Origin of the sequence: Clavibacter michiganensis (assembly GCF_016907085.1) — a bacterium.
GTDB classification, from domain to species: domain Bacteria; phylum Actinomycetota; class Actinomycetes; order Actinomycetales; family Microbacteriaceae; genus Clavibacter; species Clavibacter michiganensis_O.
On the sequence record NZ_JAFBBJ010000001.1, the window covers coordinates 1,440,944 to 1,462,709 of the forward strand.

Genomic DNA, 21,766 nt, shown 5'->3' on the forward strand with positions numbered 1-21,766 from the left:
TCGGGTCGTGCGGGGGAACGGCGATCCGCCCGCGCCGGATGGGCGCGGGCGGATCGGCCGGATCAGGCCTGGAAGCGCGGGAAGGCGCTGCGGCCGGCGTAGACCGCGGCGGCGCCGAGGTCCTGCTCGATGCGGAGGAGCTGGTTGTACTTCGCGACGCGCTCGCTGCGGGCGGGGGCGCCGGTCTTGATCTGGCCCGCGTCCACGGCGACCGCGAGGTCGGCGATGGTCGTGTCCTCGGTCTCGCCGGAGCGGTGCGAGAGCACGGTGGTGTAGCCGCTGCGCTGCGCGAGGCTGACCGCGTCGAGCGTCTCGGTGAGCGTGCCGATCTGGTTGACCTTGACGAGGATCGAGTTGGCCACGCCGCGCGTGATGCCGTCGGCGAGGCGCTTCGGGTTCGTGACGAAGAGGTCGTCGCCGACGATCTGCACCTTCGCGCCGAGCTCGGCGGTGAAGTGGTCGTAGCCGGCCCAGTCGTCCTCGTCCAGCGGGTCCTCGATGGTGATGAGGGGGTAGGACGCGACGAGGTCGGCGAAGTACGCGGTGAGGTGCGCGGCGTCGACCTTCTGGCCCTCGAACGTGTAGGCGCCGTCGGAGTAGAACTCGCTGGACGCGACGTCGAGGCCGAGCGCGATCTGCTTGCCGGCGGTGAAGCCCGCGGCGTCGATGGCCTCCATCAGCAGGTCGAGCGCGGCGCGGTTGCTGTCGAGGTTCGGCGCGAAGCCGCCCTCGTCGCCGAGGCCGGTGGAGAGGCCCTTCTTCTTCAGCAGGCTCTTGAGCGCGTGGTACGTCTCGACGCCCCAGCGCAGGCCCTCGGAGAAGGTGGACGCGCCGACGGGCAGGAGCATGAACTCCTGGATGTCGACGTTGGTGTCCGCGTGCGAGCCGCCGTTGATGACGTTGAGCATGGGGACGGGCAGCGTGTGCGCGTTCGGGCCGCCGAGGTAGCGGTAGAGGGGCAGCTCGGCCGAGTCCGCCGCGGCCTTCGCGACCGCGAGGGAGACGCCGAGGAGCGCGTTGGCGCCGAGGCGGGACTTGTTCTCGGTGCCGTCGAGCTCGATCATCGTGGCGTCGATGATGCGCTGGTCCGCGGCGTCGAGGTCCTGGATGGCCGGGCCGATCTCGTCGACGACGGCGGCGACGGCCTTCTGGACGCCCTTGCCCAGGTAGCGGCCCGCGTCGCCGTCGCGCAGCTCGTACGCCTCGAAGGCGCCGGTGGATGCGCCGGACGGGACGGCCGCGCGCGTGAACGTGCCGTCCTCCAGGAGCACCTCGACCTCGACGGTCGGGTTGCCCCGGGAGTCGAGGATCTCGCGTGCGTTGACTGCTTCGATGGCTGCCACGGAATGGTCTCCTTGCGTTGCGGTGAGGGGGTGGGAAGTCGGGTCCATCCTAGCCGCGGGGTCATTCCGGGCCGGGGGCGGCGGGGCCTGCGCGCAGGTGTCGCGCAGGTGGCGGATCAGCCGCGCGCGCCGCCGTCGAGCGGGCGCTCCTGCAGCGACGCGGCATCGGCCGTGTCGGCGTCGACGGCCGCGAACGTGCGGAAGCCCTGCTGCTTGAGCGCCTCGAGGAGCGGCGCGACGTTCTTCGGCCGCGGCTCCAGGCGCACGCGCCGGCCCGAGGCGACGAGCTCGGCCTTGAGGCGCGCGAGCACGGCCACGGGGGTCCGCCGGTCGTGCACGAGGGCGATGGCGTCCGCGTCCTCGGCGGCCGGGAGGACGGCCAGGTCGACGATCCGCTCGAAGCCGATGGAGAAGCCGGCCGCCGGCACGTCTTGGCCGAGGAAGCGGCCGATCATGCCGTCGTAGCGGCCGCCGCCGCCCACCGAGCTGCCGGACGCGGGGTGCGCGATCTCGAAGATCGTGCCCGTGTAGTAGCCCATGCCGCGCACGAGCGTCGGGTCGAAGCGGAGCGTGACGCCCTCGGGCAGGCCGACGAGCGCGCTGGCGAGGGTCTCGAGGTCGGCGACCGCGTCGGGGTCGACGCCCGCGGGGAGGATCCCCGTGATCGCCTCGGCCGTGAGCGGCACGCCGCCGTCGGCGAGCGCGGGCTCGATGCGCGCGAGGATCCCGCCCAGCACGTCGGCCGCGTCGGCGCCGCCCTCGGCGAGCTCGGCCACGACGCCCGCGGCGCCGATCTTGTCGAGCTTGTCGATGCTGATGAGCGCCTGCGCCTGGCGCTCGGGCGCGAAGCCGCACGCGTCGAGGATCCCGCGGAGGATGCGGCGGTCGTTGACGCGGATGGTGCAGCCCGTGAGGCCGAGCGCGGCGAGCGTCGCGGCGGTGGCGGAGATCAGCTCGACCTCGGCCAGCTGCCCGGCCTCGCCGATGATGTCGATGTCGCACTGCATGAACTGCCGGTAGCGGCCCTTCTGCGGGCGCTCGGCGCGCCAGACGGGCGCGGCCTGGATCGAGCGGAAGACGCCCGGCAGCTCCGCGCGGTGCGACGCGTAGAAGCGCGCGAGCGGAACCGTGAGGTCGAAGCGCAGCCCGAGGTCGGAGAGCGCGAGCACGTCGCCGGCGTCGGCAGCGGCACGCAGGTCGTCGCCCGAGAGGCCGCGCTTGAGCACCGAGTAGGCGAGCTTCTCGTTGTCGCCGCCGAGGCCCGCGTGCAGACGGCCGGACTCCTCGACCACGGGGGTCTCGATCTCGTCGAAGCCGTGCGCGCGGTAGGTGCGGCGGATGATCGCGAGCGCCTGCTCGCGACGGGCCTTCTCGGCGGGCAGGAAGTCGCGCATGCCGCGGGGCGGCGTGATCTGCTGGGGCATCCCCCGATTCTGTCAGGCGGCGCGGTGCCGGTCGGGCGAGCCGGGCGCGCGCGGGCGGTCCGGCAGGTCGAGCCAGGGCCGGATCCGCGGGACGAACGCGTCGACGAGCGCCTCGAAGCCGCGCATGGCCCGCACGCGGTCGCCGGAGATGACGAAGTCGAACTGCAGTCCGTAGGAGCCGGCCTGCAGGAGGTCGGCGGTGTCGATGGCGACGTCCTCGGGGACGCCGTGCGCGATCATCCACTCGAGCCCGAACCGCCGCCACGCCGCGACGCTCGCGATGGCATGGGGGCGCACGACGCCGTCCCGGGTGCGCAGGAGCGCGGCCTCGAACTCGAGGCGCTGGAAGTCGCGGTTGACGTCGGTGAGGCGCCACCGCCACGCCTGCGTCGCCCACGCGCGGAGCTCGGTCGCGGGGATCGCGCGCGGATCGCCCGCCACCATCTCCGCCTGCCGCTGGTCGATGGCGTCCATCGCGGCCTCGAGCAGCCGCTCCTTGGATCCGAAGTGGTAGACGAGCACGAAGGTGCTCTCGCCGAGCGCGTCGGCCAGCCCGCGGAAGGTCACCGACTGGAGCGGGTGCGCGCGGAGGTGGTCGAGGATGTGGGCCAGCAGGTCCTGGCGGCGACGCGGATCCGGGGCTGCCACGCTTCACCATAACGCCTGTGATGGACAGGCGGCGAAGACCCGTACGGTGTGAGCGCCCAGATCTGTCCGCCGTCTCCTTCGGGTGGAGGCGATGGACATGGCGGCCCGGGATCGGGTAAATCCCGGGCGACGCCCCCGCGGGCCGGACCTCGCCTCAGGCGCTCCGGCCCGCGCCGGGGGCCGGCTCGGCCGCGCGGATCTCCGCGGTCAGCGACCGCAGCGTCGTCCGCAGCGCGCGCTCCGCGTCGAGCCCGCGCGACCGCGCGGAGACCACGACCGCGAGGAGCAGCCGGCCGAGGTCGTCCTCGTCGTCGACCGGGATCGCGGCCGGCGCGTCCGCCTCCAGCAGCCCGACGCGCTCGGCCCGGCCGAGCAGCTTGTCCGCGAGCGCGAGGGACGGCATGCCCATCGGGATCCCGTCGACCACGCTCGTGCGCGCCGACTTCTCGCGGTCCTTGGCGGCGCCCCAGACGCGCAGCACCTCCTCGACCGTGTCGGCGCGCTCGTCGCCGAAGACGTGCGGGTGGCGGCGCACCATCTTGTCCGTGGCGGTGCGGGCCACGTCGGCGAGGTCGAAGCCCTCGCCCTCGGTGCGCGCGATGTCGGCGTGGAAGACGACCTGGAGGAGCACGTCGGCGAGCTCCTCGCGCATGCCGGGCACGTCGTCCGTCTCGATGGTCTCGACGAGCTCGTGGCTCTCCTCGAGCAGGTACGGGACGAGGCTGCGGTGCGTCATCCCCCGGTTCCAGACGCAGCCGTCGGGGGCCCGGAGGACGGCCATCGCGGCGGCCAGCTCGGCGACGGCGACGGACGCGGCCTCGGATCCCGATGGGGCGGCGGATGCGGACGGGGACGCGGGCTCGCTCATCCCGCCATCCTCGCACCGGGCCGCCGGTAGGCTGAGGGTCGGTGTGCCGGGAAGTCTGGTCGGCGGCGGGTGACCGTCTCCCCATCCATCGACCCCGGAAGGCCCCATGACCTCCCTCATCCGCTCCGAGCGCGTCGCCGCCGGGCTCCTCCTCCTCGCGGCCGTCGTCGGCCTCGTCGTCGCGAACACGCCGGCCGGGCCCGGCCTCATCGCGTGGGCCGACGGGCACCTCGCCGTCCCCGCGATCGGCGTCGACCTGTCGCTCCGGCACTGGGTCAGCGACGGCCTGCTGGTCGTCTTCTTCTTCATCGTCGCGGTCGAGCTCAAGCACGAGTTCCTGGCCGGCGGGCTGAACAGCGTCTCGCGCGCCCTCGTGCCCGCCATCGCGGCGGTCGGCGGCGTGGTGGTGCCCGCGGGCGTCTACCTCGCGATCACCGCGGGCAGCGGCCTCGAGCGCGGCTGGCCCGTGCCGACCGCGACCGACATCGCCTTCGCGCTGGGCGTCCTCGCGGTCTTCGGGCGCGGGCTGCCCGCGGCCGTCCGCGTGTTCCTCCTGGCGCTGGCCGTGCTCGACGACCTCATCGCCATCGGGATCATCGCGGTCTTCTTCACGACCGACCTCGACGTGGGCGCGCTCGGCATCGCGGTCGCGGGCGTCGTCGTGTTCGCGATCGTGGGTCGCCTCGGCGTCGGGCGGACGGGTGCCGTGCGGGTCGCCGTGGTCGCGCTGCTGGTGCTCATCGCGCTCGTCACGTGGTGGGCGACCCTCTCCTCCGGGATCCACGCGACGATCGCCGGCGTGGCCCTCGGCTTCGCGCTCCCACGCCTCTCGGGTCTCCGGGCGGCGCATGCGCTCGAGCCGTTCTCGAACGGGATCGTCCTGCCGCTGTTCGCGTTCTCCGCGGCGCTCGTCGCGATCCCCGCGATCGGCCTCGCGGAGCTCGCGCCGGCCTTCTGGGGCATCGCGCTCGCGCTGCCGCTCGGCAAGCTCGTGGGGATCACCGCGGGCGGTCTGCTCGGGGCGTGGGTCGCGCGCCGCCGCGGATCCACCGGCGGCCTCGCCGTGCCCGACCTCGTGACCGTGTCGCTCCTCGGCGGCATCGGCTTCACGGTTTCGCTGCTGATGAGCGAGCTCGCCTTCGCGGGCCTCGACGAGGTGCGCGACGAGGGCACGCTCGCGGTGCTGCTGGGATCCGGGGTCGCGATCGTCGCGGCGGCCGTCACGCTGTCGGTCCGCAGCCGCCGGGCACGCCGCGCTGGCGCAACCACGGACGGGGACGACGCGACGCGCGACGACTTCCCGGCGCACGCCGACGGCGGGCCGGCCCGCGCGTAGGCGCCGACCGACCCGCCGCGGATCACGACCGGCTGGTCACGCCTTGGGCGCCGACTCCTTCGCCGCCGGCGCCGGCTCCACCGTGAACACGGCGTCGAGCAGCTGCCGCACCCAGTCCACGAGCTCGGCATCGGGCAGCGGCTCGCCGTCGCGCTTGGGCAGCGGCACCATGACGGCGTTGGTCTGCGCGAAGAGCCGGCTGCCCGGGTACATGCGCTGCAGGCGCACCTGCTTGCTGTCGGCGAGGTCGGCCGGCGCGATGCGGAGGTTCGGGCCCATCGCGACGACCTCGCTGAGCCCGGCGCGCTGCGCCACGCGGCGCAGGCGCGAGACCCGCACGAGGTTGTCGACCTCGACGGGCGGCTCGCCATACCGGTCGGACAGCTCCTCGATGACCCGGTCGATCTGGTCGTCGGTGGCCGTGGGCGACGCCGCGGTGGAGAGCTTCTGGTACGCCTCCAGCCGCAGCCGCTCGCTGTCCACGTACTCCTCGGGGATGTGCGCGTCGACCGGCAGCTCGAGCCGCAGCTCCGTCTGGCCCTCGGCGACGTCGCCGCGGAAGGTGGAGACGGCCTCGCCGATCATGCGCAGGTAGAGGTCGAAGCCGACGCCCTGGATGTGCCCGGACTGCTCGCCGCCCAGCAGGTTGCCGGCGCCGCGGATCTCGAGGTCCTTGAGCGCGACCTGCATGCCGGATCCCAGCTCGTTGTTCGCCGCGATGGTGGACAGCCGGTCGTGCGCCGTCTCGGACAGGGGCTTGTCGGCGTCGTAGAGGAAGTACGCGTACGCGCGCTCCCTGCCTCGGCCGACGCGCCCGCGCAGCTGGTGCAGCTGGCTGAGGCCGTACTTGTCGGCCCGGTCGATGATGAGCGTGTTGGCGTTCGCGATGTCGAGGCCGGTCTCGATGATGGTCGTCGAGACGAGCACGTCGAACTTGCGCTCCCAGAAGTCGACGATGACCTGCTCGAGCATCGCCTCGCTCATCTTGCCGTGGGCGACGGCGACGCGCGCCTCGGGCACGAGCTCCGCGAGCTCCGACGCGACCCGGTTGATGCTCGACACGCGGTTGTGCACGAAGAACACCTGGCCCTCGCGCAGCAGCTCGCGGCGGATGGCGGCGGCGATCTGCTTCTCGCTGTTCGGCCCCACGAACGTGAGGATCGGGTGCCGGTCCTCCGGCGGCGTCGCGAGCGTCGACATCTCGCGGATGCCGGTGACCGCCATCTCGAGCGTGCGCGGGATCGGCGTGGCCGACATCGCGAGGATGTCGACGTTGGCCTTCAGCTTCTTCAGCGCGTCCTTGTGCTCGACGCCGAACCGCTGCTCCTCGTCGATGATGACGAGCCCCACGTCCTTGAACGCGATGTTGCCCGTGAGGAGCCGGTGCGTGCCGATGACCACGTCGACCGAGCCGTCCTCGAGGCCCTTGACGGTCTCGCGCGACTCCTTCTCCGACTGGAAGCGGCTGAGCTGCCGGAGATGCACCGGGAATCCGGCGAAGCGCTCGGAGAAGGTCTCGAAGTGCTGCTTCACGAGCAGCGTGGTCGGCACGAGCATCACGACCTGCTTGCCGTCCTGCACGGCCTTGAACGCGGCGCGCACGGCGATCTCGGTCTTGCCGAAGCCGACGTCGCCCGACACCAGCCGGTCCATGGGGATGGGGCTCTCCATGTCGCGCTTGACCTCGTCGATGACGGTGAGCTGGTCGGGCGTCTCCATGAAGGGGAACGCCTCCTCGAGCTCGCGCTGCCACGGGGTGTCCGGCGGGAAGGAGTGCCCGCGCGACGCCATGCGCGCGGAGTAGAGCTTCACGAGCTCGACCGCGATGTCGCGGACGGCCCGGCGGGCCTTGCCCTTCGCCGCGGCCCAGTCGCTGCCGCCCATCTTGCTGAGGGCGGGCTCCTCCCCGCCGACGTAGCGGCTGAGCAGGTCGAGCTGGTCGGTGGGCACGAAGAGCTTGTCGCCCGGGTAGCCGCGCTTCGAGGGCGCGTACTCGATGACGAGGTACTCGCGCCGGGTCTTCACGGCGTTGCGGCCGCCGGAGGAGACCTCGCGCTGCGTGAGCTCGACGAACTTCCCGATGCCGTGCGTGGTGTGCACGACGTGGTCGCCGGGCTTGAGCTGCAGCGGATCCACGACGTTCTTGCGCCGCGTGGCGAGCTTCTTGACCTGGCGGCTGTCGTACCCGGCGGCGCGCCCGTAGAACTCGCTCTCGGTGAGGAGCGCGAGCTTGACCTCGGGCATCTCGAAGCCCGCGTCGATGGCCGAGCGGAGCAGGTAGGCGATGCCGGGCTCGGGCTCGGCGGGGAACTCCTCGACCACGCGCGCCGGGACGCCCGCCTCGCGCAGCACGGTGTCGGCGCGCTCGACGAGGCCGGATCCCTGGGCCACGACGCCCACGCTCCACCCGGCCGCGAGGCGCTCGCGCACGTGCTCGATGGCGCCGTCGGCGTTGCCCGCGAAGCTCGGCACGGGATCCGCCTGGATGCGCACGGTCATGACCTCGTCGATCCCCAGGTCCTCCGGGAGCACGTCGGTGGCCTGGAAGCCCGAGAGGGTCCACCAGCGGCGGGGGCCGCGGGCATCCCGCAGGCGGCCGAGCGAGAGGAAGTCGCCGGACGCGAGGTCGATGGGCGCCTGCGCGCCCGCCGTGGCGGCGTTCCACGCGGCGTCGAGGAACTCGCGGTTGGTGTCGGCGAGGCTCTGCGCGCGGGTGGAGACGCGCTCGGGCGAGACGACGGCGATGGCCGCGTCCACCGGCAGGTAGTGCGTGACGGGCACGAGCCGGTCGACGAGCGCGGGAGCCAGCGACTCCATGCCCTCCACCGGGATGCCCTCGGCGATCTTCGCGAGCATCTGCTGCAGGTTCGGGAACTCGTGCTGCATCTCGCGGGCGCGCTGGCGCACGGGCGCGCTCAGCAGCAGCTCGCGGCTGGGCGGCAGCTCGACCGAGGTGATCTCCTCCTCGAGCGAGCGCTGGTCGGCGACCGCGAACGGCCGCATCTGGTCGACCTCGTCGCCGAAGAACTCGACGCGCACGGGGTGGTCGGAGACGGGCGGGAAGACGTCGAGGATCCCGCCGCGCACCGCGAACTCGCCGCGGCGCGTGACCATGTCGACGCGCGAGTACGCGAGGTCGACGAGCCGGACGGCCAGCTCGGAGAGGTCGTGGCCGCGGCTGCCGGTGGCGAGCTGCACGGGCGCGAGCTCCGTGAGGTTGTCGGCGACGGGCTGGAGGGCCGCGCGCACCGAGGCGACGATGACGAGCGGGCGCACCTGGTCGGCGGGCACCTCGCGGGCGCCCTGGCCGAGCGCGGCGTGCCACTGCTCCATGCGGCGCAGCGCGTGGATCCGCTTGCCCACGATCTCGGCGCTCGGGCTGAGGCGCTCGTGCGGCAGCGTCTCCCACGCGGGGAACTCGAGGATCTCGGCGTCCGGGAGCACCGCGTCGAGGCTGCGGCGCATGCCCTCGGACTCGCGGCCGGTGGCGGTGACGACGAAGAGGCACCCCGGGATGCCGCGCTGGATGCGTTGGCGGAGGAGCCCCGCGAGCAGCGGCCCCTGGAGCCCCTCGGTGAGGGAGAAGTCGGCGTCGCGGGAGGCCGATGCGAGGGCGTCGTCGAACGTGGAGGCGCGCGAGAGCGCCGGGATCAAGCCCTGGAGGATCACCAGATGATCGTACGCGCCACCGCCGACAGGGCCGGCGTCGTCCGCCGAGGGCGGACGCGCGGGCTGCACCACGGGCCCGCCGCGCGGATCAGGACGCGGCGGTGTGGAAGCGCAGCTGCGCCGCGATGAGGCCGTCGGAGGCGATCATCTCGACGGCGTCGGCCGCGTCCTCCAGCACGTTGGGCAGCACCTGCCGCTCGGTGGAGGAGAAGGGCTTCAGCACGAAGTCGGCGGCGTCCTGGCGGCCGGGCGGGCGGCCGATGCCGATGCGCACGCGCGTGAAGTCGCCCGTGCCGGCGGAGGAGATGATGTCGCGGATACCGTTGTGGCCGCCGTGGCCGCCGCCCTGCTTGAGCTTCATGGAGTCGAACGGGATGTCGAGCTCGTCGTGCGCGACCACGAGCTGCGCGGGCTCGAGCGAGAAGTACTTGAGGAGGTTCGCGACCGGCCCGCCGGACAGGTTCATGAACGAGCTCGGCTTCGCGAGGATGAGCTTCGGCCCGCCGGGGACCGCGCGCCCCTCGGCGACCTGCGCGTTGGCGCGGTGCGAGCGGAAGGTGGCGCGCATCCGGTCGGCGAGCACGTCGAGCGCCATCTGGCCGACGTTGTGCCGCGTGCCCGCGTACTGCGGGCCGGGGTTGCCGAGGCCGACCACGAGCAGGGTCCGGTCGTCCACGTGCGCTCTCCTCGTCCGTCGATCGCATCCGGGGCGGATGCGCGGAGCCCGCCGGCCGCTGCCGGTGTCCCGGACGGCGGCCGACGGGCTCCGTGGTGCTGTCGTGCTGGTCGTGCGTGCGGCCGGGGCCGCGGGGATGCTACTTGTCGTCGCCCGACTGGTCGCCGGTGGCGCCGTCGTCGGTGACCGCGACGTCCGCGTCGCCCTCGGCCACGACGTCCTCGTCGACCGCGTCGGTCGTGAGGTCGAGCTGCGGCACGGAGATCGCGACCACGAGGGTCTCGGGGTCGGTGACGAGGTTGGCGCCGGCGGGGAGGTCGACCTGGCCGGCCGTGACCTGGGTGCCCTCCTCGAAGCCCTCGATGGAGACGGTGAAGCGCTCCGGGATGTGGGTGGCCTCGACGTCGACCGTGATGGACGTGTTCTCGAGGTTGTGGATCGTGCCGGGGTAGGACTCGCCCTCGACGTGGATCGGGACCTCGACCTCGACGCGCTCGCCACGGCGGACGACGATGAGGTCGACGTGCTCGATGATCTGGCGGACGGGGTCCTTCTGGACGTCCTTCACGAGCACCAGCTGGGGCGTGCCCGCGATGTCGAGCGTGATGATCTGGTTGGCCTTGCGGATGATGAGCATGAGCTCGTGGCCCGGCAGCGTGACGTGCTGCGGGTCGGTGCCGTGGCCGTAGATGACCGCGGGGATCTTGCCGATCGCGCGGATCTTGCGGGCCGCGCCCTTGCCGAACTGCGTGCGCAGCTCCGCGGAGAGGTTGTTGTCCACCATGGTGTCGCTCCAATTGCGGCCCGTGAGGGCTCGCGTCGTGTGTCTGTGTCTGCTCGAACGCTTGCGCGTGAGGAATGAGGTGCGAGCCCCGTCCACCGCGTCGATAACGGACCGCCGCCGCGCTCGCGCACGGCTCCTGCGATCCCTCGCCGAAGTTCAACCCCCGATGCTACCGGACGGACGGGTCCCCGGTCGACGCGTCGGGGGCGGCCGCCGGCGACGGGGATCCCGGCGCGGGCGGCGTGGACTGGCCGACCCGGAGCCGCAGGCCGTCGTGGACCCCGTCGACGACGTCCTCGAACGCGACCGGTGCGCCCAGCGTGGCCGAGACGTAGACGCTCACCACGGTCGCGAGCGAGAGGAACGCGTCGTCGACCGTGACCCCGGCCGGGCGACCGGTGCGCAGCGCGTCGGCGATGTCGTCGTACTGCCGGTAGTGGCCCTCGAGGTACGTGTTGTCGAGGCGCGGCGAGCGCGGCAGGTCGGCGGCGTGGATCTCCAGCTCGGCGTCGTTGCGCACGTCCGCCTGGGCGGGCACGCCCGACTCGGGCGCCGCGTGGAAGTAGGTGAGGGACCCGGCCTCGATGACCGCGGATCCCCGCGTGCCCTGCACCTGCACGCGGGTGTCGAGGCCCGGGTACCCGGCGGTGGTCGCCTGCAGCGTGGCGAGGGCGCCGGAGGCGAAGCGGATCACGGCGACCGCGACGTCCTCGACCTCGATGCCGTCGTGCGCGAGCAGCGCGGTCTGCGCGTAGACCTCGACCGGTCGGCCGAGGTAGGAGACGAGCAGGTCGAGCGTGTGCACGCCCTGGTTCATCAGGGCGCCGCCGCCGTCGAGGTCCCATGTGCCGCGCCAGTGGCCGGAGTCGTAGAAGCCCTGGCTGCGCCACCACGGCGCGCTGGCGACCGCGGTGGTGAGGCGGCCGAGGCGGCCGGAGCGCACGGCGCGGTCGACGATCACGCTCGACGGGTTGAAGCGGTGCTGGCTGATGACGGTCGAGAGGATCCCCCGCCCGGCGGCCTCGCGCGCGAGCTCGGCGATGCGGCGGCCGCGCGCCAGGTCGACGTCGAGCGGCTTCTCGATGACCACGTGGAGGCCGGCGGCGAGCGCCTCCTCGGCGAGGCCGATGTGCAGGCCGCTGGGGGTGCAGATGACGACGAGCTCGGCGGCGTCGGCGCGGATCATGTCGCCGAGGTGCGCGAAGACGCGCGGGCGGGCGGCGCGCAGCTCGTCGACCACCACGTCGGCGAGCTCCTCGGCCGTGGCGTCCGCGACGTCGACGAGCGCGGCGACGCGGAACTCGGGGTGCTCGGCGAGGACGCGCGCGTGGTGCGTGCCGATGACGCCGCAGCCGACGATCGCGACGCGGATGGGCTCGTGCACGGCGGCGGCGGGGGCGCCCTCCGGGCCCGCGGACGGTGCCGCGTCGGCGCGGTGCACGTCCGCCCGGGGCACGTCGGCCTCGGACCGCGCCTCCCGGACGACCGCGGGGACGTCCGCCTCGGGCACCGCGGCCGCGGGCTCGGTCGAGGTGGCCGGCTCCTCGTCGACCCGGCCCGGGGACGCCGTGCGACCGCCCGGCAGCAGCTCGCGGACCGCCGCGTCGGCGAGGGCGACGGGATCGTCGGTGATGTCGAGGGTGATGCCCTGCTCGTCGTCGCCGAGCGGCTCGAGCGTGCGCAGCTGCGACGCGAGGAGGCTCGACGGCATGAAGTGGCCCTCGCGGCCGCCCAGGCGCTCGGCGAGCAGATCGTGGTCGCCGGCGAGGTGCACGAAGACGGCGTCCGGCGCGGCGGCGCGGAGGATGTCGCGGTAGGAGCGCTTCAGCGCGCTGCACGCGACGACCGGCCCGCCCTCGGGGCGACCGGCGAGCACGCGGCCGACCTCCTCGAGCCAGGGTCGGCGGTCGTCGTCGTCGAGCGCGTGGCCCTCGGCCATCTTGCGGCGGTTGGCCTCGGGGTGCAGGTCGTCGCCGTCGATGAAGGGGACGCCCGCGTCCTGGGCGAGGATCTCGCCCACCGTCGACTTCCCGGATCCGGAGACCCCCATCACGATCACGGGCGGGAACGGGCGGACGGCGTCGATGCGGATCACTCCCTGCGGTTCGGTGAGGAACTCGTGCGGCGCTCCGTGTGGGTGCGCTCATCCATCCTACGAGACGCTCCCCGACGCCCCGCTGACGGTCGGGGGCCCGGGCGTAGCCTGAGGACGACTGTCGACAAGGAGGCATCAGATGTCAGATGACCAGCAGGCCACGGCGAACATCGGGGTGGTGGGGCTCGCGGTGATGGGGTCGAACCTCGCCCGCAACCTCGCCAGCCGCGAGGGCAACACGGTCGCGGTGTACAACCGCACGACCCAGAAGACCACCGACCTCGTCGAGGAGCACCCCGAGGCGGGCTTCGTCGCCGCCACCACGATCGAGGAGTTCGCCGCCTCGCTGCAGCGCCCCCGCACCGCGATCATCATGGTCAAGGCCGGACGCGGCACGGACGCCGTCATCGAGCAGCTCACCGAGGCGTTCGAGGAGGGCGACATCATCGTCGACGGCGGCAACGCGCTGTTCACCGACACGATCCGCCGCGAGAAGGAGGTCCGCGCGAAGGGCCTCCACTTCGTCGGCGCCGGCATCTCCGGCGGCGAGGAGGGCGCGCTCAAGGGCCCGAGCATCATGCCCGGCGGCACGGCCGAGGCGTACGAGACGCTCGGCCCCATCCTCGAGTCGATCGCCGCGGTCGCGGAGGGCAAGCCCTGCGTCACCCACATCGGCACCGACGGCGCCGGGCACTTCGTGAAGATGATCCACAACGGCATCGAGTACGCCGACATGCAGCTCATCGCGGAGTCCTTCGACCTGCTGCGCCGCGTCGGCGGCCACGAGCCGGACGCCATCGCGGACGTGTTCGAGGAGTGGAACGGGGGCGACCTCGAGTCGTACCTCATCGAGATCACCGCCGAGGTGCTCCGGCAGAAGGACGCGTCGACCGGCAAGCCGCTCGTCGACGTCATCGTCGACCAGGCCGGATCCAAGGGCACGGGCGTCTGGACCGTGCAGAACTCGGTGGGCCTCGGCGTGCCGGTGGGCGGGATCGCGGAGGCCGTGTTCGCGCGCGCCGTGTCCTCGAAGCCCGAGCAGCGCAAGGCCGTGCAAGCCACCATCACGCGCCGTCCCGAGATCCAGCCCGCGGGCGACACCTTCGAGGACGACGTGCGCGCCGCGCTCTACGCGAGCAAGGTCGTCGCGTACGCGCAGGGCTTCGACGCGATCATCGCGGGCGCGAAGGAGTACGGCTGGGACATCGACAAGGGCAAGGTCGCGGAGATCTGGCGCGGCGGCTGCATCATCCGCGCCCAGTTCCTCAACCGCATCGTCGAGGCGTACGAGAAGGACGCAGGGCTCGCGACGCTGCTCGAGGACCCGTACTTCGCCAAGGCCGTCGCCGACGGCGAGCAGGCCTGGCGCCGGGTCGTCTCGGTCGCCGCGCTGTCGGGGATCCCGGTGCCCGGCTTCGCGTCGGCGCTGAGCTACTACGACTCGCTCGCCTCCGAGCGCCTACCCGCCGCCCTCGTACAGGGACAGCGCGACTTCTTCGGCGCGCACACGTACCACCGCACCGACAAGGAGGGCACCTTCCACACGCTGTGGTCCGGCGACCGCTCCGAGGTCGAGGCGGAGGACACGCACTAGCGGCCAGCCGACCGTCGCCGACGCCCCGCCGCCCATCCCGGGCGGCGGGGCGTCTGTCACACTGGGGCGGATGGACGAGGACGAGCACCCGGAGCTCGCGGGCTATGAGCCGCACCGCCCGCGGAGCCTGCGCAGCAAGCGCACCCTGCTCGTGATGCGCGTGGTCGTCGTGGTCGGGATCGTGAGCCTGCTTCTCCCCGGCGTCGTCACCATGGTGCGCGTGGGCGCGAGCACGGCCGACATGGCCTGCGCCGACTTCGTGGCGTACGAGCGGCCCGACTCCCCCTCCTACGAGGTGCGGTTCCAGCTGTTCGGCCCCGGCGTGGTGGGCTACGAGTGCTACACGAAGTACGCCTTCGGCGGCGACGAGCACATCACGTCGCTCGGGCTCATCCCCTCGGGTCGCGTCGCGCGCGAGGTCGTCGAGCGGAACTCGCGGGACTGATCCTGGAGCCGGCGCTGGTCCTAGGCCGCGCCGTCGAACATGCTCGTGACGGATCCGTCGTCGAAGACCTCGTGGATCGCGCGGGCCAGCAGCGGCGCGATGGGCAGCACCGTGAGCTTGTCCCAGCGCTTCTCCGCGGGGATCGGCAGCGAGTCCGTGACAACCACCGAGTCGATGTGCGGACTGTTCAGGATCTGCGTGGCCGGGTCGGAGAACACGGCGTGCGTGGCCGCGACCACGACGCCCGTGGCGCCGTTCTTCTTCAGCGCCTCGGCGGCCGAGACGATGGTGCGGCCGGTGTCGATCAGGTCGTCCACCAGGAGGCACACGCGTCCGGCGACGTCGCCGACGATCTCGTGGACGGTGACCTGGTTGTGCACCTTCGGGTCGCGGCGCTTGTGGATGATGGCGAGCGGCGCGCCGAGCTTGTCGCTCCAGATGTCGGCGACGCGCACGCGGCCCATGTCGGGCGAGACGACCGTGAGGGTCGAGGAGTCGAGCACCGAGCGCATGTGCTCGAGGAGCACGGGCATCGCGAAGAGGTGGTCGACGGGGCCGTCGAAGAAGCCCTGGATCTGCGCGGCGTGCAGGTCGACCGACATGATGCGGTCGGCGCCGGCGGCCTTGAACAGGTCGGCGACGAGGCGGGCGGAGATCGGCTCGCGGCCGCGGCCCTTCTTGTCCTGCCGGGCGTAGGGGTAGAACGGGGCGACCACGGTGATGCGCTTGGCCGAGGCCCGCTTCATCGCGTCGACCATGATGAGCTGCTCCATGAGCCACTCGTTGATGGGCGCCGTGTGCGACTGGATGACGAACGCGTCGCTGCCGCGCACGCTCTCGTCGTACCGGATGTAGAGCTCGCCGTTGGCGAAGGTCCGCGCGTCGGTGTGCACGAGGCTCGTCTCGAGCTCCTGGGCGATCTGCTCGGCGAGCTCGGGGTGCGCGCGACCCGTGACGATCACGAGCCGCTTCTCTCCGGCGGTCTTGATTGCGGACACGGGACTCCGTCTCGTCAGTGCTGCTCGGTGTGCTCAGGCGTCGGACGCGTCGTCCGCAGGCCCGTCGGCGGCCTCGACGGCGGCCCGGGCCTCGGGGGTGCCCGGTCGCTTGGCCTCGGTCCAGCCGACCATGTTGCGTTGCGGCGCCACCGAGATGCCGAGTGCGCCGGGCGGGACGTCCTTGCGGATGACGGCACCGGCACCCGTGTAGGAGCCGGTACCGATCCTAACCGGTGCGACGAGGACGTTCCGCGAGCCGAGGTGCACGTGGTCGCCCACCTCGGTGCGGTGCTTCGTGTGCCCGTCGTAGTTCGCGAAGACCGCGCCCGCGCCGATGTTGGTGTGCGCGCCGATCGTCGCGTCGCCGACGTAGCTGAGGTGCGGGACCTTGCTGTGCTCCCCGATCTCCGCGTTCTTCGTCTCGACGTAGGCGCCGATCTTGCCGTCGTCGCCGAGGCGCGTGCCGGGCCGCAGGAAGGAGAACGGGCCGACCGTCGCGCGGGCGCCGATGACGGCCAGCTCCGCGTCGGTGCGGCGGACCACGGCGTCCTCGCCGACCTCGGTGTCGCGGAGGGTCGTGTCGGGGCCGACGGTGGCGCCGGCGGCGACCGTGGAGGCGCCGAGGATCTGGGTGCCCGGGAGGATCGTGACGTCGGCGGAGAGCGTGGCCTTCACGTCGATCCAGGTGGTGCGCGGGTCCTGGATCGTCACGCCCGCGAGCTGCCAGCGGCGGATGATGCGCGCGTTGAGCTCGGTGGCCGCGGCCGTGAGCTGGACGCGGTCGTTGATGCCGGCGACGAGCCAGCTGTCGCGCACCGGCAGGCCCTCGATGGCGCCGCCCGCGCGGCGGATCACGTCGGCCGCGTCGGTGAGGTACTTCTCGCGCTGCGCGTTGTCGGTGCCGATCGCGCCGAGCGTCTGCCGGAGCGCCTCCGCGTCGAAGACGTAGACGCCCGCGTTGACCTCGTCGATGCGGAGCTGCTCGCCGGTAGCGTCCTTCTGCTCGACGATGGCCTCGAACGCGCCGTCCTGTCCGCGGATGATGCGGCCGTTGCCGGTCGGGTCGTCGAGGCGGGCGGTGAGGAGGGTGAGGTCGTTGCGCGCCTGGCGGTGCGCGGAGACGAGCGAGCGGAGGGTGGCCGCATCGAGCAGGGGCACGTCGCCCGAGAGCACGACGACCTGGCCGGTGAAGCCCTCGGGCAGTGCCGTGATGCCCGCCTCCACCGCGCGGCCGGTGCCGGGGATCTCGTCCTGGTCGACCACGAGGGCCTCGGGCGACAGCGCGCGCACGACCTCGACGACCTGGTCGCGGTCGTGGCGCACGACCGTGACGATGTGGCGCGCGCCGAGCTCCTCCGCGGTCGCGAGCACGTGGCCGACGAGCGGCAGGCCGGCGAGCGGGTGCAGGACCTTGGGGAGGCGCGAGCGCATGCGGGTGCCCTGGCCGGCGGCGAGGATCACGACCGCGATGGAGGGGCTGCGCGGCTCGCCGTCGACGTCGAGCTCGCCCGTGACGATGGGGATCTCGCGGGTCGTCGGCGTGATGTCTGAGTCGGTCATGGCGGTCTCCCTGGTCCTCGTGCGTCTGTCCGGCGCGGCCGTCGGGCGTGGCTCCGCCCCCAGGATTCGAACCTGGACCTCACAGCTCCAAAGGCTGAAGTGCTGCCGTTACACCAAGGCGGACCGCTCACGGTCCGGCCGTGCGCAGGTCGAGTCTGCCAGAGGTCCCCGGGGGCGGAGACCGGGGCGCGGCGCGAGGTCAGGTGCCGCGCGCTCGGCGTCGGCGGAGGTCGTCGCGGAACCGCAGCACCAGCAGGAGCGCGCCGCCGAGCACCAGCGCGACGGCCCCGCCGATGAGGACGCGCCAGTCGAACGCGCCCCGCTGGAAGGGCCACACCTGGCTGAGGAGGGCGGCGATGCCGAGCATGAGCGGCGTCAGCACCGCCGCGACGAGGGCCTACTTCCGGGGGATCATGCGCTCGGCACCGCGATGGCGGTCGCGGATCGTCGTGCCGATGAGGGCGCCCCACATCGGGAGCACCAGACCGAGGTTCGCGACCGGGACGAGGAGGAGGGCGACGAGGAGGGCCAGCCCGGCCCCGCCCACGTACCACCTTGGCATGACGGAGCGGATGGAGGGGAGGTCGGCCATGCCCTTCACGCTAGCGACCGGGCGGACGCCCCGGACCGGCATGATGGGGGGATGCCCAGCCGCGACGAGGTCGACCGCATCGTCGACGCGTGGCGACGCGAGCGGCCCGACCTCGACTTCTCCCCGCTCGAGGTGCTGTCGCGCGTCGGTCGCCTGGCGCGGCTGCTGGAGCGGGCGCGGCGGTCGGCGTTCCAGGAGTCGGAGCTCGAGTCGTGGGAGTTCGACGTGCTGTCGGCGCTCCGCCGGGCGGGCGATCCCTACCAGCTGAGCCCCAAGGCGCTCCTGCAGCAGACGCTCGTCTCCTCGGGCACCATGACGAACCGCATCGACCGGCTCGTGGCGCGCGGGCTCGTGGAGCGGCGGACGGATCCGCACGACGGGCGCGGGATCCTCGTGGTCATGTCGGACGCGGGCCGCACGCGCGTCGACACCGCCATCACCCGGCTCGTCGCCGAGGAGGCGACGCTCCTCGACACGATGCCGGGCGCCGACCGCGACGTGCTGGCGGGGCTGCTGCGGCAGCTGATCCTCGACCTCGACGACGACGGGGCCTGACGCCTGACGCCCGACGCGCGCCTGCGGCCTCAGGCGTGCGCGACGCAGCGGCGCGCAGCCGGGCGGATCTCGAGGCGGCCCGCGGGGATCGCCTCGCCGCAGACCTCGCATCGCCCGTAGGTGCCCGCGTCGAGGCGCGCGACCGCGGCGTCGACGTCGGCGAGCCGGACGCGGGCCTCGCGGATCATCGCGTCGGACTGCGAGCGCTCGAACGCGAGGGTCGCGCCCTCGGGGTCGTGCTCGTCGTCGGAGTTCGCGTCCTGGCGGGCCTCGACGATCGCGGCCACGTCGCGGTCGAGCCCGCGGATGAGCGCGAGCGTGTCGGCCCGCAGCGCGGCGAGGGCCGCGCGCGCGTCCGCCGGAGCGGGCGCGGCGTCGTCGGGCACCGGCCCGCTACGCGGCGACGAGCGCGTGCGCGTCCGCCATCAGCTCGACCGAGCGGAGGCGCTCCGGCGTGCGCTGCGAGGCATGCCCGACGATGACCTCGTCGACCCCCGCCTGCTCCGCGAACCGGTTCGCGTAGTCGGAGACCTCGGCGCCCGTGCCGACGGCCGTGTAGGTCATCATGCTGGCGACGTGCGCGCCGACCGGGGCCTCGAGGAGGCGGTCGAGCTCGTCGTCCGTGAAGGTCTGCGTGGCCGGGATCTGGCCGCTCTGGCGGAGCAGCATCATCAGGCGCGCGCGGCGGACATCGGCGAACTGGCGCTCGGCGTCGGCACGGTCGTCGGCCGCGATGGCGTTGATCCCCGCGATCGCGTAGGGCGCGTCGAGCTGCTCCGACGGACGGAAGTCGCGGCGGTAGATCGCGATGGCGTCGAGCAGCATGTCGGGCGCGAAGTGCGACGCGAAGGCGAACGGCAGGCCGAGGGCCGCGGCGAGCTGGGCGCCGAAGGTCGAGGATCCGAGGATGTAGAGGGGCACGCGCGTGCCGGCGCCCGGGGTCGCGGACACTCCCGGCACCTGGCTCTCGCCGGCGAGGAAGCCCTGCAGCTCGACGACGTCCTCGGGGAATCGGTCGGAGGATCCGGGGTCGCGGCGGAGCGCGCGGAACGTCGCCTGGTCGCTGCCGGGGGCGCGGCCCAGGCCGAGGTCGATGCGGCCCGGGTGCAGCGTCTCGAGCGTGCCGAACTGCTCCGCGATGGTGAGCGGCGAGTGGTTCGGGAGCATGACGCCGCCGGAGCCGAGCCGGATGGTGGACGTCTGGCTGGCCACGTGGGCGATGAGCACGCTCGTCGCGCTCGAGGCGATGGACGCCATGTTGTGGTGCTCGGCGTACCAGACGCGACGGTAGCCGCTGCGCTCGGCCTGATGGGCGAGGGCGACGGAGGCGGCGAAGCTGTCGCGGGCGGTCTCCCCGGGGGCGATGGGGGCGAGGTCGAGGATGGAGAGCGGGACGGTCATGCTCATCCCAACAGCGCGGACGCCTCCGGTGTTCCGAGCCCGGTCGGAGCGGGGGCGGTGGGCGCGTCGGCCGTCGTCGCGTCCCCGCGAGCCGCGTCCGCGCGACGTCGGCGCGCGATCGACCACGCGGCCACGGCGCCGGCGAGGGCCGCGCAGATCGCGGTGGCGACGAGGATCCGCGCCCCCTCCCCCAGCCCGGCCGGCACGAGCGGCAGCAGGATCTGCACGGCGAGCACGAGCATCACGCCGGCGATCACGGTGTCGAGCACCCGCCACGCGGACGGGCGGGCGAGCACGGGCGCGAAGACCCGGGCCGCCGTCGCGAGGAGCGTGAACCAGACGCAGCTGGCGACCATCGCGCCGACGCCGAACGCCCAGCGGCCGTCGCCGTGGCCGGCCGCGACGGATCCGACGAGGAGCACGGTGTCGAGGTAGACGTGCGGGTTCAGCCAGGTGAGCGCGAGGCACGCGGCGACCACGGTGCCGAGCGCGCGCGGCGCGGACACGGCGACCGCGAGGCCCCGGGGCGCGACGGCCCGCAGCAGCGAGAGGGCCGCGTAGCCCGCGAGGAAGCAGGCGCCGAGGATCCGGATGACGACGATCGCGACGGGCGCCGCCTCGATGACCGCGCCGATCCCGGCGACGCCGAGGCCGATGAGGATCACGTCGGACACCGCGCAGATGAGGACCACGACGAGCACGTGCTCGCGGCGCGTCCCTTGCCGCAGGAGGAAGGCGTTCTGCGCGCCGATCGCGGCGATGAGCGAGAAGCCGAGGCCGAAGCCGGAGAGCGCGTGCGCGAGCGGGTGCATGGCCTCCACGCTAGGCACCGGCTGCGCATCAGACCAGCTCATGTTACTGCGGCACCATTAGCATCGCTGATGATGGACATCCGCACCGAGCACCTGCGCACCCTGGCCGCCGTCATCGACACGGGCACGCTCGACGCCGCCGCCCGCGCGCTGCGGCTCACGCCCTCCGCGGTGAGCCAGCGGATCACCGCGCTCGAGCGCAGCGCCGGCCGCGTGCTCCTCCGCCGCACCCGGCCCGCCACCACGACCGAGGCGGGCGACGCCGTGCTGCGCCACGCGCGCCAGGTGCTCCTGCTCGAGCGCGACCTCGACGGGCTGCTGGGCGTGGGCGAGGGCGAGGCGCCCCGCGCGGGGACGGCGGCCGTGCCCGTGGTCGTGAACGGCGACTCGCTCGCGTCGTGGCTGCTGCCGGCCTTCGCGGCGCTGGCGGCCGAGACGGGACAGGCCGTGGAGGTGCTGCGCGAGGACGAGCACCACTCCCTCGACCTGCTGCGCGACGGATCCGCGATGGCAGCCGTCACGAGCGTGAAGGACCCGGTGCAGGGCTGCACCTCGGAGCGGCTCGGGCGGATGCGGTACCGCGCCCTCGCGACGCCCGCCTACGTCGCCGCGCACCTGGCAGACGGGCCGACGCCGAGCGCGCTGGCGGTGGCGCCGCTCGTGATGTTCGACCGGAAGGACGCCATGCAGGACCGCTGGCTGCGCGGACGCCGCGCGCCCGCCGGCCAGCCGCGCCACTACGTGCCGTCGTCGGCGGAGTTCGTCACGGCGGTCACGCTCGGCATGGGCTGGGGCATGCTGCCCGACCTGCAGAGCGAGGAGCTCGTCGCGTCGGGCGCGCTCGTGCCGCTGGACGCCGGATCCCACGTGGACGTGGCCCTGCACTGGCAGCGCTGGAGCGTCGACTCCCCCGTGCTCGCCGACCTCACCCGGCACGTGCGCGCCGCGGCCGCCTCGCTCCGGTAG

20 protein-coding genes and 1 tRNA gene are annotated in these 21,766 nt (G+C 73.3%); 5 read left to right on the top strand and 16 right to left on the bottom strand.

All coding sequences use genetic code 11. From position 1 onward, the window contains the following. Positions 1 to 62: 62 nt before the first annotated feature. The 4 genes from eno to JOE38_RS06545 all read right to left on the bottom strand — a co-directional run bounded on the left by eno (position 63) and on the right by JOE38_RS06545 (position 4,283). Complete coding sequence (gene eno / locus JOE38_RS06530) at positions 63 to 1,343, bottom strand: phosphopyruvate hydratase (protein ID WP_012038953.1); 1,281 nt, start codon at positions 1,341 to 1,343, stop codon at positions 63 to 65. A 116-nt stretch (positions 1,344 to 1,459) separates the two neighbouring features. Continuing rightward, on the bottom strand, positions 1,460 to 2,767 hold the full coding sequence (hisS, locus tag JOE38_RS06535) for a histidine--tRNA ligase (protein WP_204575403.1): 1,308 nt from the start codon (positions 2,765 to 2,767) through the stop codon (positions 1,460 to 1,462). A gap of 12 nt (positions 2,768 to 2,779) precedes the next feature. Then, on the bottom strand, positions 2,780 to 3,415 hold the full coding sequence (locus JOE38_RS06540; RefSeq protein ID WP_204575404.1) for a TetR/AcrR family transcriptional regulator: 636 nt from the start codon (positions 3,413 to 3,415) through the stop codon (positions 2,780 to 2,782). Positions 3,416 to 3,569: 154 nt separating this feature from the next. Next, on the bottom strand, positions 3,570 to 4,283 hold the full coding sequence (locus tag JOE38_RS06545; protein ID WP_204575405.1) for a MazG family protein: 714 nt from the start codon (positions 4,281 to 4,283) through the stop codon (positions 3,570 to 3,572). Between the two features lie 106 nt (positions 4,284 to 4,389). Between JOE38_RS06545 and JOE38_RS06550 the strand changes: the two genes are divergently transcribed. Next, positions 4,390 to 5,619 (top strand): Na+/H+ antiporter NhaA, encoded by a 1,230-nt coding sequence (locus JOE38_RS06550; RefSeq protein ID WP_204575406.1) that lies wholly within the window; start codon positions 4,390 to 4,392, stop codon positions 5,617 to 5,619. 36 nt (positions 5,620 to 5,655) lie between these two features. On the opposite strand, the gene mfd is transcribed toward JOE38_RS06550, so the two are convergent. The 4 genes from mfd to JOE38_RS06570 form a co-directional block, all read right to left on the bottom strand. Continuing rightward, positions 5,656 to 9,288, bottom strand: coding sequence for a transcription-repair coupling factor (gene mfd, locus JOE38_RS06555; protein ID WP_204575407.1), 3,633 nt, complete (start codon positions 9,286 to 9,288; stop codon positions 5,656 to 5,658). An 88-nt stretch (positions 9,289 to 9,376) separates the two neighbouring features. Then, positions 9,377 to 9,964 (bottom strand): aminoacyl-tRNA hydrolase, encoded by a 588-nt coding sequence (gene pth / locus JOE38_RS06560; RefSeq protein WP_015490906.1) that lies wholly within the window; start codon positions 9,962 to 9,964, stop codon positions 9,377 to 9,379. 139 nt (positions 9,965 to 10,103) lie between these two features. Then, on the bottom strand, positions 10,104 to 10,748 hold the full coding sequence (locus JOE38_RS06565) for a 50S ribosomal protein L25/general stress protein Ctc (protein WP_204575408.1): 645 nt from the start codon (positions 10,746 to 10,748) through the stop codon (positions 10,104 to 10,106). Positions 10,749 to 10,917: 169 nt separating this feature from the next. Continuing rightward, on the bottom strand, positions 10,918 to 12,843 hold the full coding sequence (locus JOE38_RS06570; protein WP_307838842.1) for a gluconokinase, GntK/IdnK-type: 1,926 nt from the start codon (positions 12,841 to 12,843) through the stop codon (positions 10,918 to 10,920). 139 nt (positions 12,844 to 12,982) lie between these two features. Here JOE38_RS06570 and gndA point away from each other — a divergent pair, with 139 nt between their 5' ends. Next, a complete protein-coding gene (gene gndA, locus JOE38_RS06575) occupies positions 12,983 to 14,437 on the top strand; it encodes an NADP-dependent phosphogluconate dehydrogenase (protein WP_204575409.1) in 1,455 nt (484 codons plus the stop codon). A 70-nt stretch (positions 14,438 to 14,507) separates the two neighbouring features. After that, positions 14,508 to 14,882, top strand: a complete 375-nt coding sequence (locus tag JOE38_RS06580; protein WP_015490910.1) for a hypothetical protein — start codon at positions 14,508 to 14,510, stop codon at positions 14,880 to 14,882. Between the two features lie 20 nt (positions 14,883 to 14,902). On the opposite strand, the gene JOE38_RS06585 is transcribed toward JOE38_RS06580, so the two are convergent. The 5 genes from JOE38_RS06585 to JOE38_RS06605 all read right to left on the bottom strand — a co-directional run bounded on the left by JOE38_RS06585 (position 14,903) and on the right by JOE38_RS06605 (position 18,032). Then, entirely contained in the window at positions 14,903 to 15,880 is a 978-nt protein-coding gene (locus tag JOE38_RS06585) for a ribose-phosphate diphosphokinase (RefSeq protein ID WP_204575410.1), read from the bottom strand. Between the two features lie 33 nt (positions 15,881 to 15,913). Then, positions 15,914 to 17,440: a bifunctional UDP-N-acetylglucosamine diphosphorylase/glucosamine-1-phosphate N-acetyltransferase GlmU gene (gene glmU, locus JOE38_RS06590; protein ID WP_204575411.1), complete on the bottom strand. Its 1,527-nt coding sequence runs from the start codon at positions 17,438 to 17,440 to the stop codon at positions 15,914 to 15,916. A 48-nt stretch (positions 17,441 to 17,488) separates the two neighbouring features. Next, positions 17,489 to 17,563 (bottom strand) — tRNA-Gln (locus tag JOE38_RS06595). A 76-nt stretch (positions 17,564 to 17,639) separates the two neighbouring features. After that, on the bottom strand, positions 17,640 to 17,822 hold the full coding sequence (locus JOE38_RS06600) for a hypothetical protein (protein ID WP_204575412.1): 183 nt from the start codon (positions 17,820 to 17,822) through the stop codon (positions 17,640 to 17,642). Positions 17,823 to 17,837: 15 nt separating this feature from the next. Next, positions 17,838 to 18,032 carry a hypothetical protein gene (locus JOE38_RS06605; protein ID WP_204575413.1) on the bottom strand — a complete coding sequence of 65 codons (195 nt, stop codon included), beginning with the start codon at positions 18,030 to 18,032 and terminating at the stop codon, positions 17,838 to 17,840. A gap of 51 nt (positions 18,033 to 18,083) precedes the next feature. On the opposite strand from JOE38_RS06605, the gene JOE38_RS06610 reads away from it, so the two are divergent. Next, the gene (locus tag JOE38_RS06610; protein ID WP_204575414.1) at positions 18,084 to 18,587 is read left to right on the top strand and encodes a MarR family winged helix-turn-helix transcriptional regulator; all 504 of its coding nucleotides are present in this window, start codon (positions 18,084 to 18,086) and stop codon (positions 18,585 to 18,587) included. A 29-nt stretch (positions 18,588 to 18,616) separates the two neighbouring features. Here JOE38_RS06610 and JOE38_RS06615 read toward each other — a convergent pair whose 3' ends face one another. Genes JOE38_RS06615 through JOE38_RS06625 form a run of 3 tightly spaced genes read right to left on the bottom strand, consistent with a single transcriptional unit; the run spans position 18,617 to position 20,800 of the window. Beyond that, positions 18,617 to 18,973, bottom strand: coding sequence for a TraR/DksA family transcriptional regulator (locus tag JOE38_RS06615; protein WP_204575415.1), 357 nt, complete (start codon positions 18,971 to 18,973; stop codon positions 18,617 to 18,619). Between the two features lie 7 nt (positions 18,974 to 18,980). Beyond that, entirely contained in the window at positions 18,981 to 19,988 is a 1,008-nt protein-coding gene (locus tag JOE38_RS06620) for an LLM class flavin-dependent oxidoreductase (RefSeq protein ID WP_204575416.1), read from the bottom strand. Between the two features lie 2 nt (positions 19,989 to 19,990). Further along, positions 19,991 to 20,800 carry a LysE/ArgO family amino acid transporter gene (locus JOE38_RS06625; RefSeq protein ID WP_204575417.1) on the bottom strand — a complete coding sequence of 270 codons (810 nt, stop codon included), beginning with the start codon at positions 20,798 to 20,800 and terminating at the stop codon, positions 19,991 to 19,993. 69 nt (positions 20,801 to 20,869) lie between these two features. Between JOE38_RS06625 and JOE38_RS06630 the strand changes: the two genes are divergently transcribed. After that, positions 20,870 to 21,766 carry a LysR family transcriptional regulator ArgP gene (locus JOE38_RS06630; RefSeq protein ID WP_204575418.1) on the top strand — a complete coding sequence of 299 codons (897 nt, stop codon included), beginning with the start codon at positions 20,870 to 20,872 and terminating at the stop codon, positions 21,764 to 21,766.

What these genes read in the sequence shown, in the direction of transcription:
- hisS (WP_204575403.1), bottom strand. Translation starts at nt 2,767, where the DNA reads ATGCCCCAGCAGATCACGCCGCCCCGCGGCATGCGCGACTTCCTGCCC.
- JOE38_RS06545 (WP_204575405.1), bottom strand. Translation starts at nt 4,283, where the DNA reads ATGAGCGAGCCCGCGTCCCCGTCCGCATCCGCCGCCCCATCGGGATCC.
- JOE38_RS06550 (WP_204575406.1), top strand. Translation starts at nt 4,390, where the DNA reads ATGACCTCCCTCATCCGCTCCGAGCGCGTCGCCGCCGGGCTCCTCCTC.
- JOE38_RS06565 (WP_204575408.1), bottom strand. Translation starts at nt 10,748, where the DNA reads ATGGTGGACAACAACCTCTCCGCGGAGCTGCGCACGCAGTTCGGCAAG.
- gndA (WP_204575409.1), top strand. Translation starts at nt 12,983, where the DNA reads ATGTCAGATGACCAGCAGGCCACGGCGAACATCGGGGTGGTGGGGCTC.
- JOE38_RS06580 (WP_015490910.1), top strand. Translation starts at nt 14,508, where the DNA reads ATGGACGAGGACGAGCACCCGGAGCTCGCGGGCTATGAGCCGCACCGC.
- glmU (WP_204575411.1), bottom strand. Translation starts at nt 17,440, where the DNA reads ATGACCGACTCAGACATCACGCCGACGACCCGCGAGATCCCCATCGTC.
- JOE38_RS06605 (WP_204575413.1), bottom strand. Translation starts at nt 18,032, where the DNA reads ATGGCCGACCTCCCCTCCATCCGCTCCGTCATGCCAAGGTGGTACGTG.
- JOE38_RS06610 (WP_204575414.1), top strand. Translation starts at nt 18,084, where the DNA reads ATGCCCAGCCGCGACGAGGTCGACCGCATCGTCGACGCGTGGCGACGC.
- JOE38_RS06620 (WP_204575416.1), bottom strand. Translation starts at nt 19,988, where the DNA reads ATGACCGTCCCGCTCTCCATCCTCGACCTCGCCCCCATCGCCCCCGGG.
- JOE38_RS06625 (WP_204575417.1), bottom strand. Translation starts at nt 20,800, where the DNA reads ATGCACCCGCTCGCGCACGCGCTCTCCGGCTTCGGCCTCGGCTTCTCG.
- JOE38_RS06630 (WP_204575418.1), top strand. Translation starts at nt 20,870, where the DNA reads ATGATGGACATCCGCACCGAGCACCTGCGCACCCTGGCCGCCGTCATC.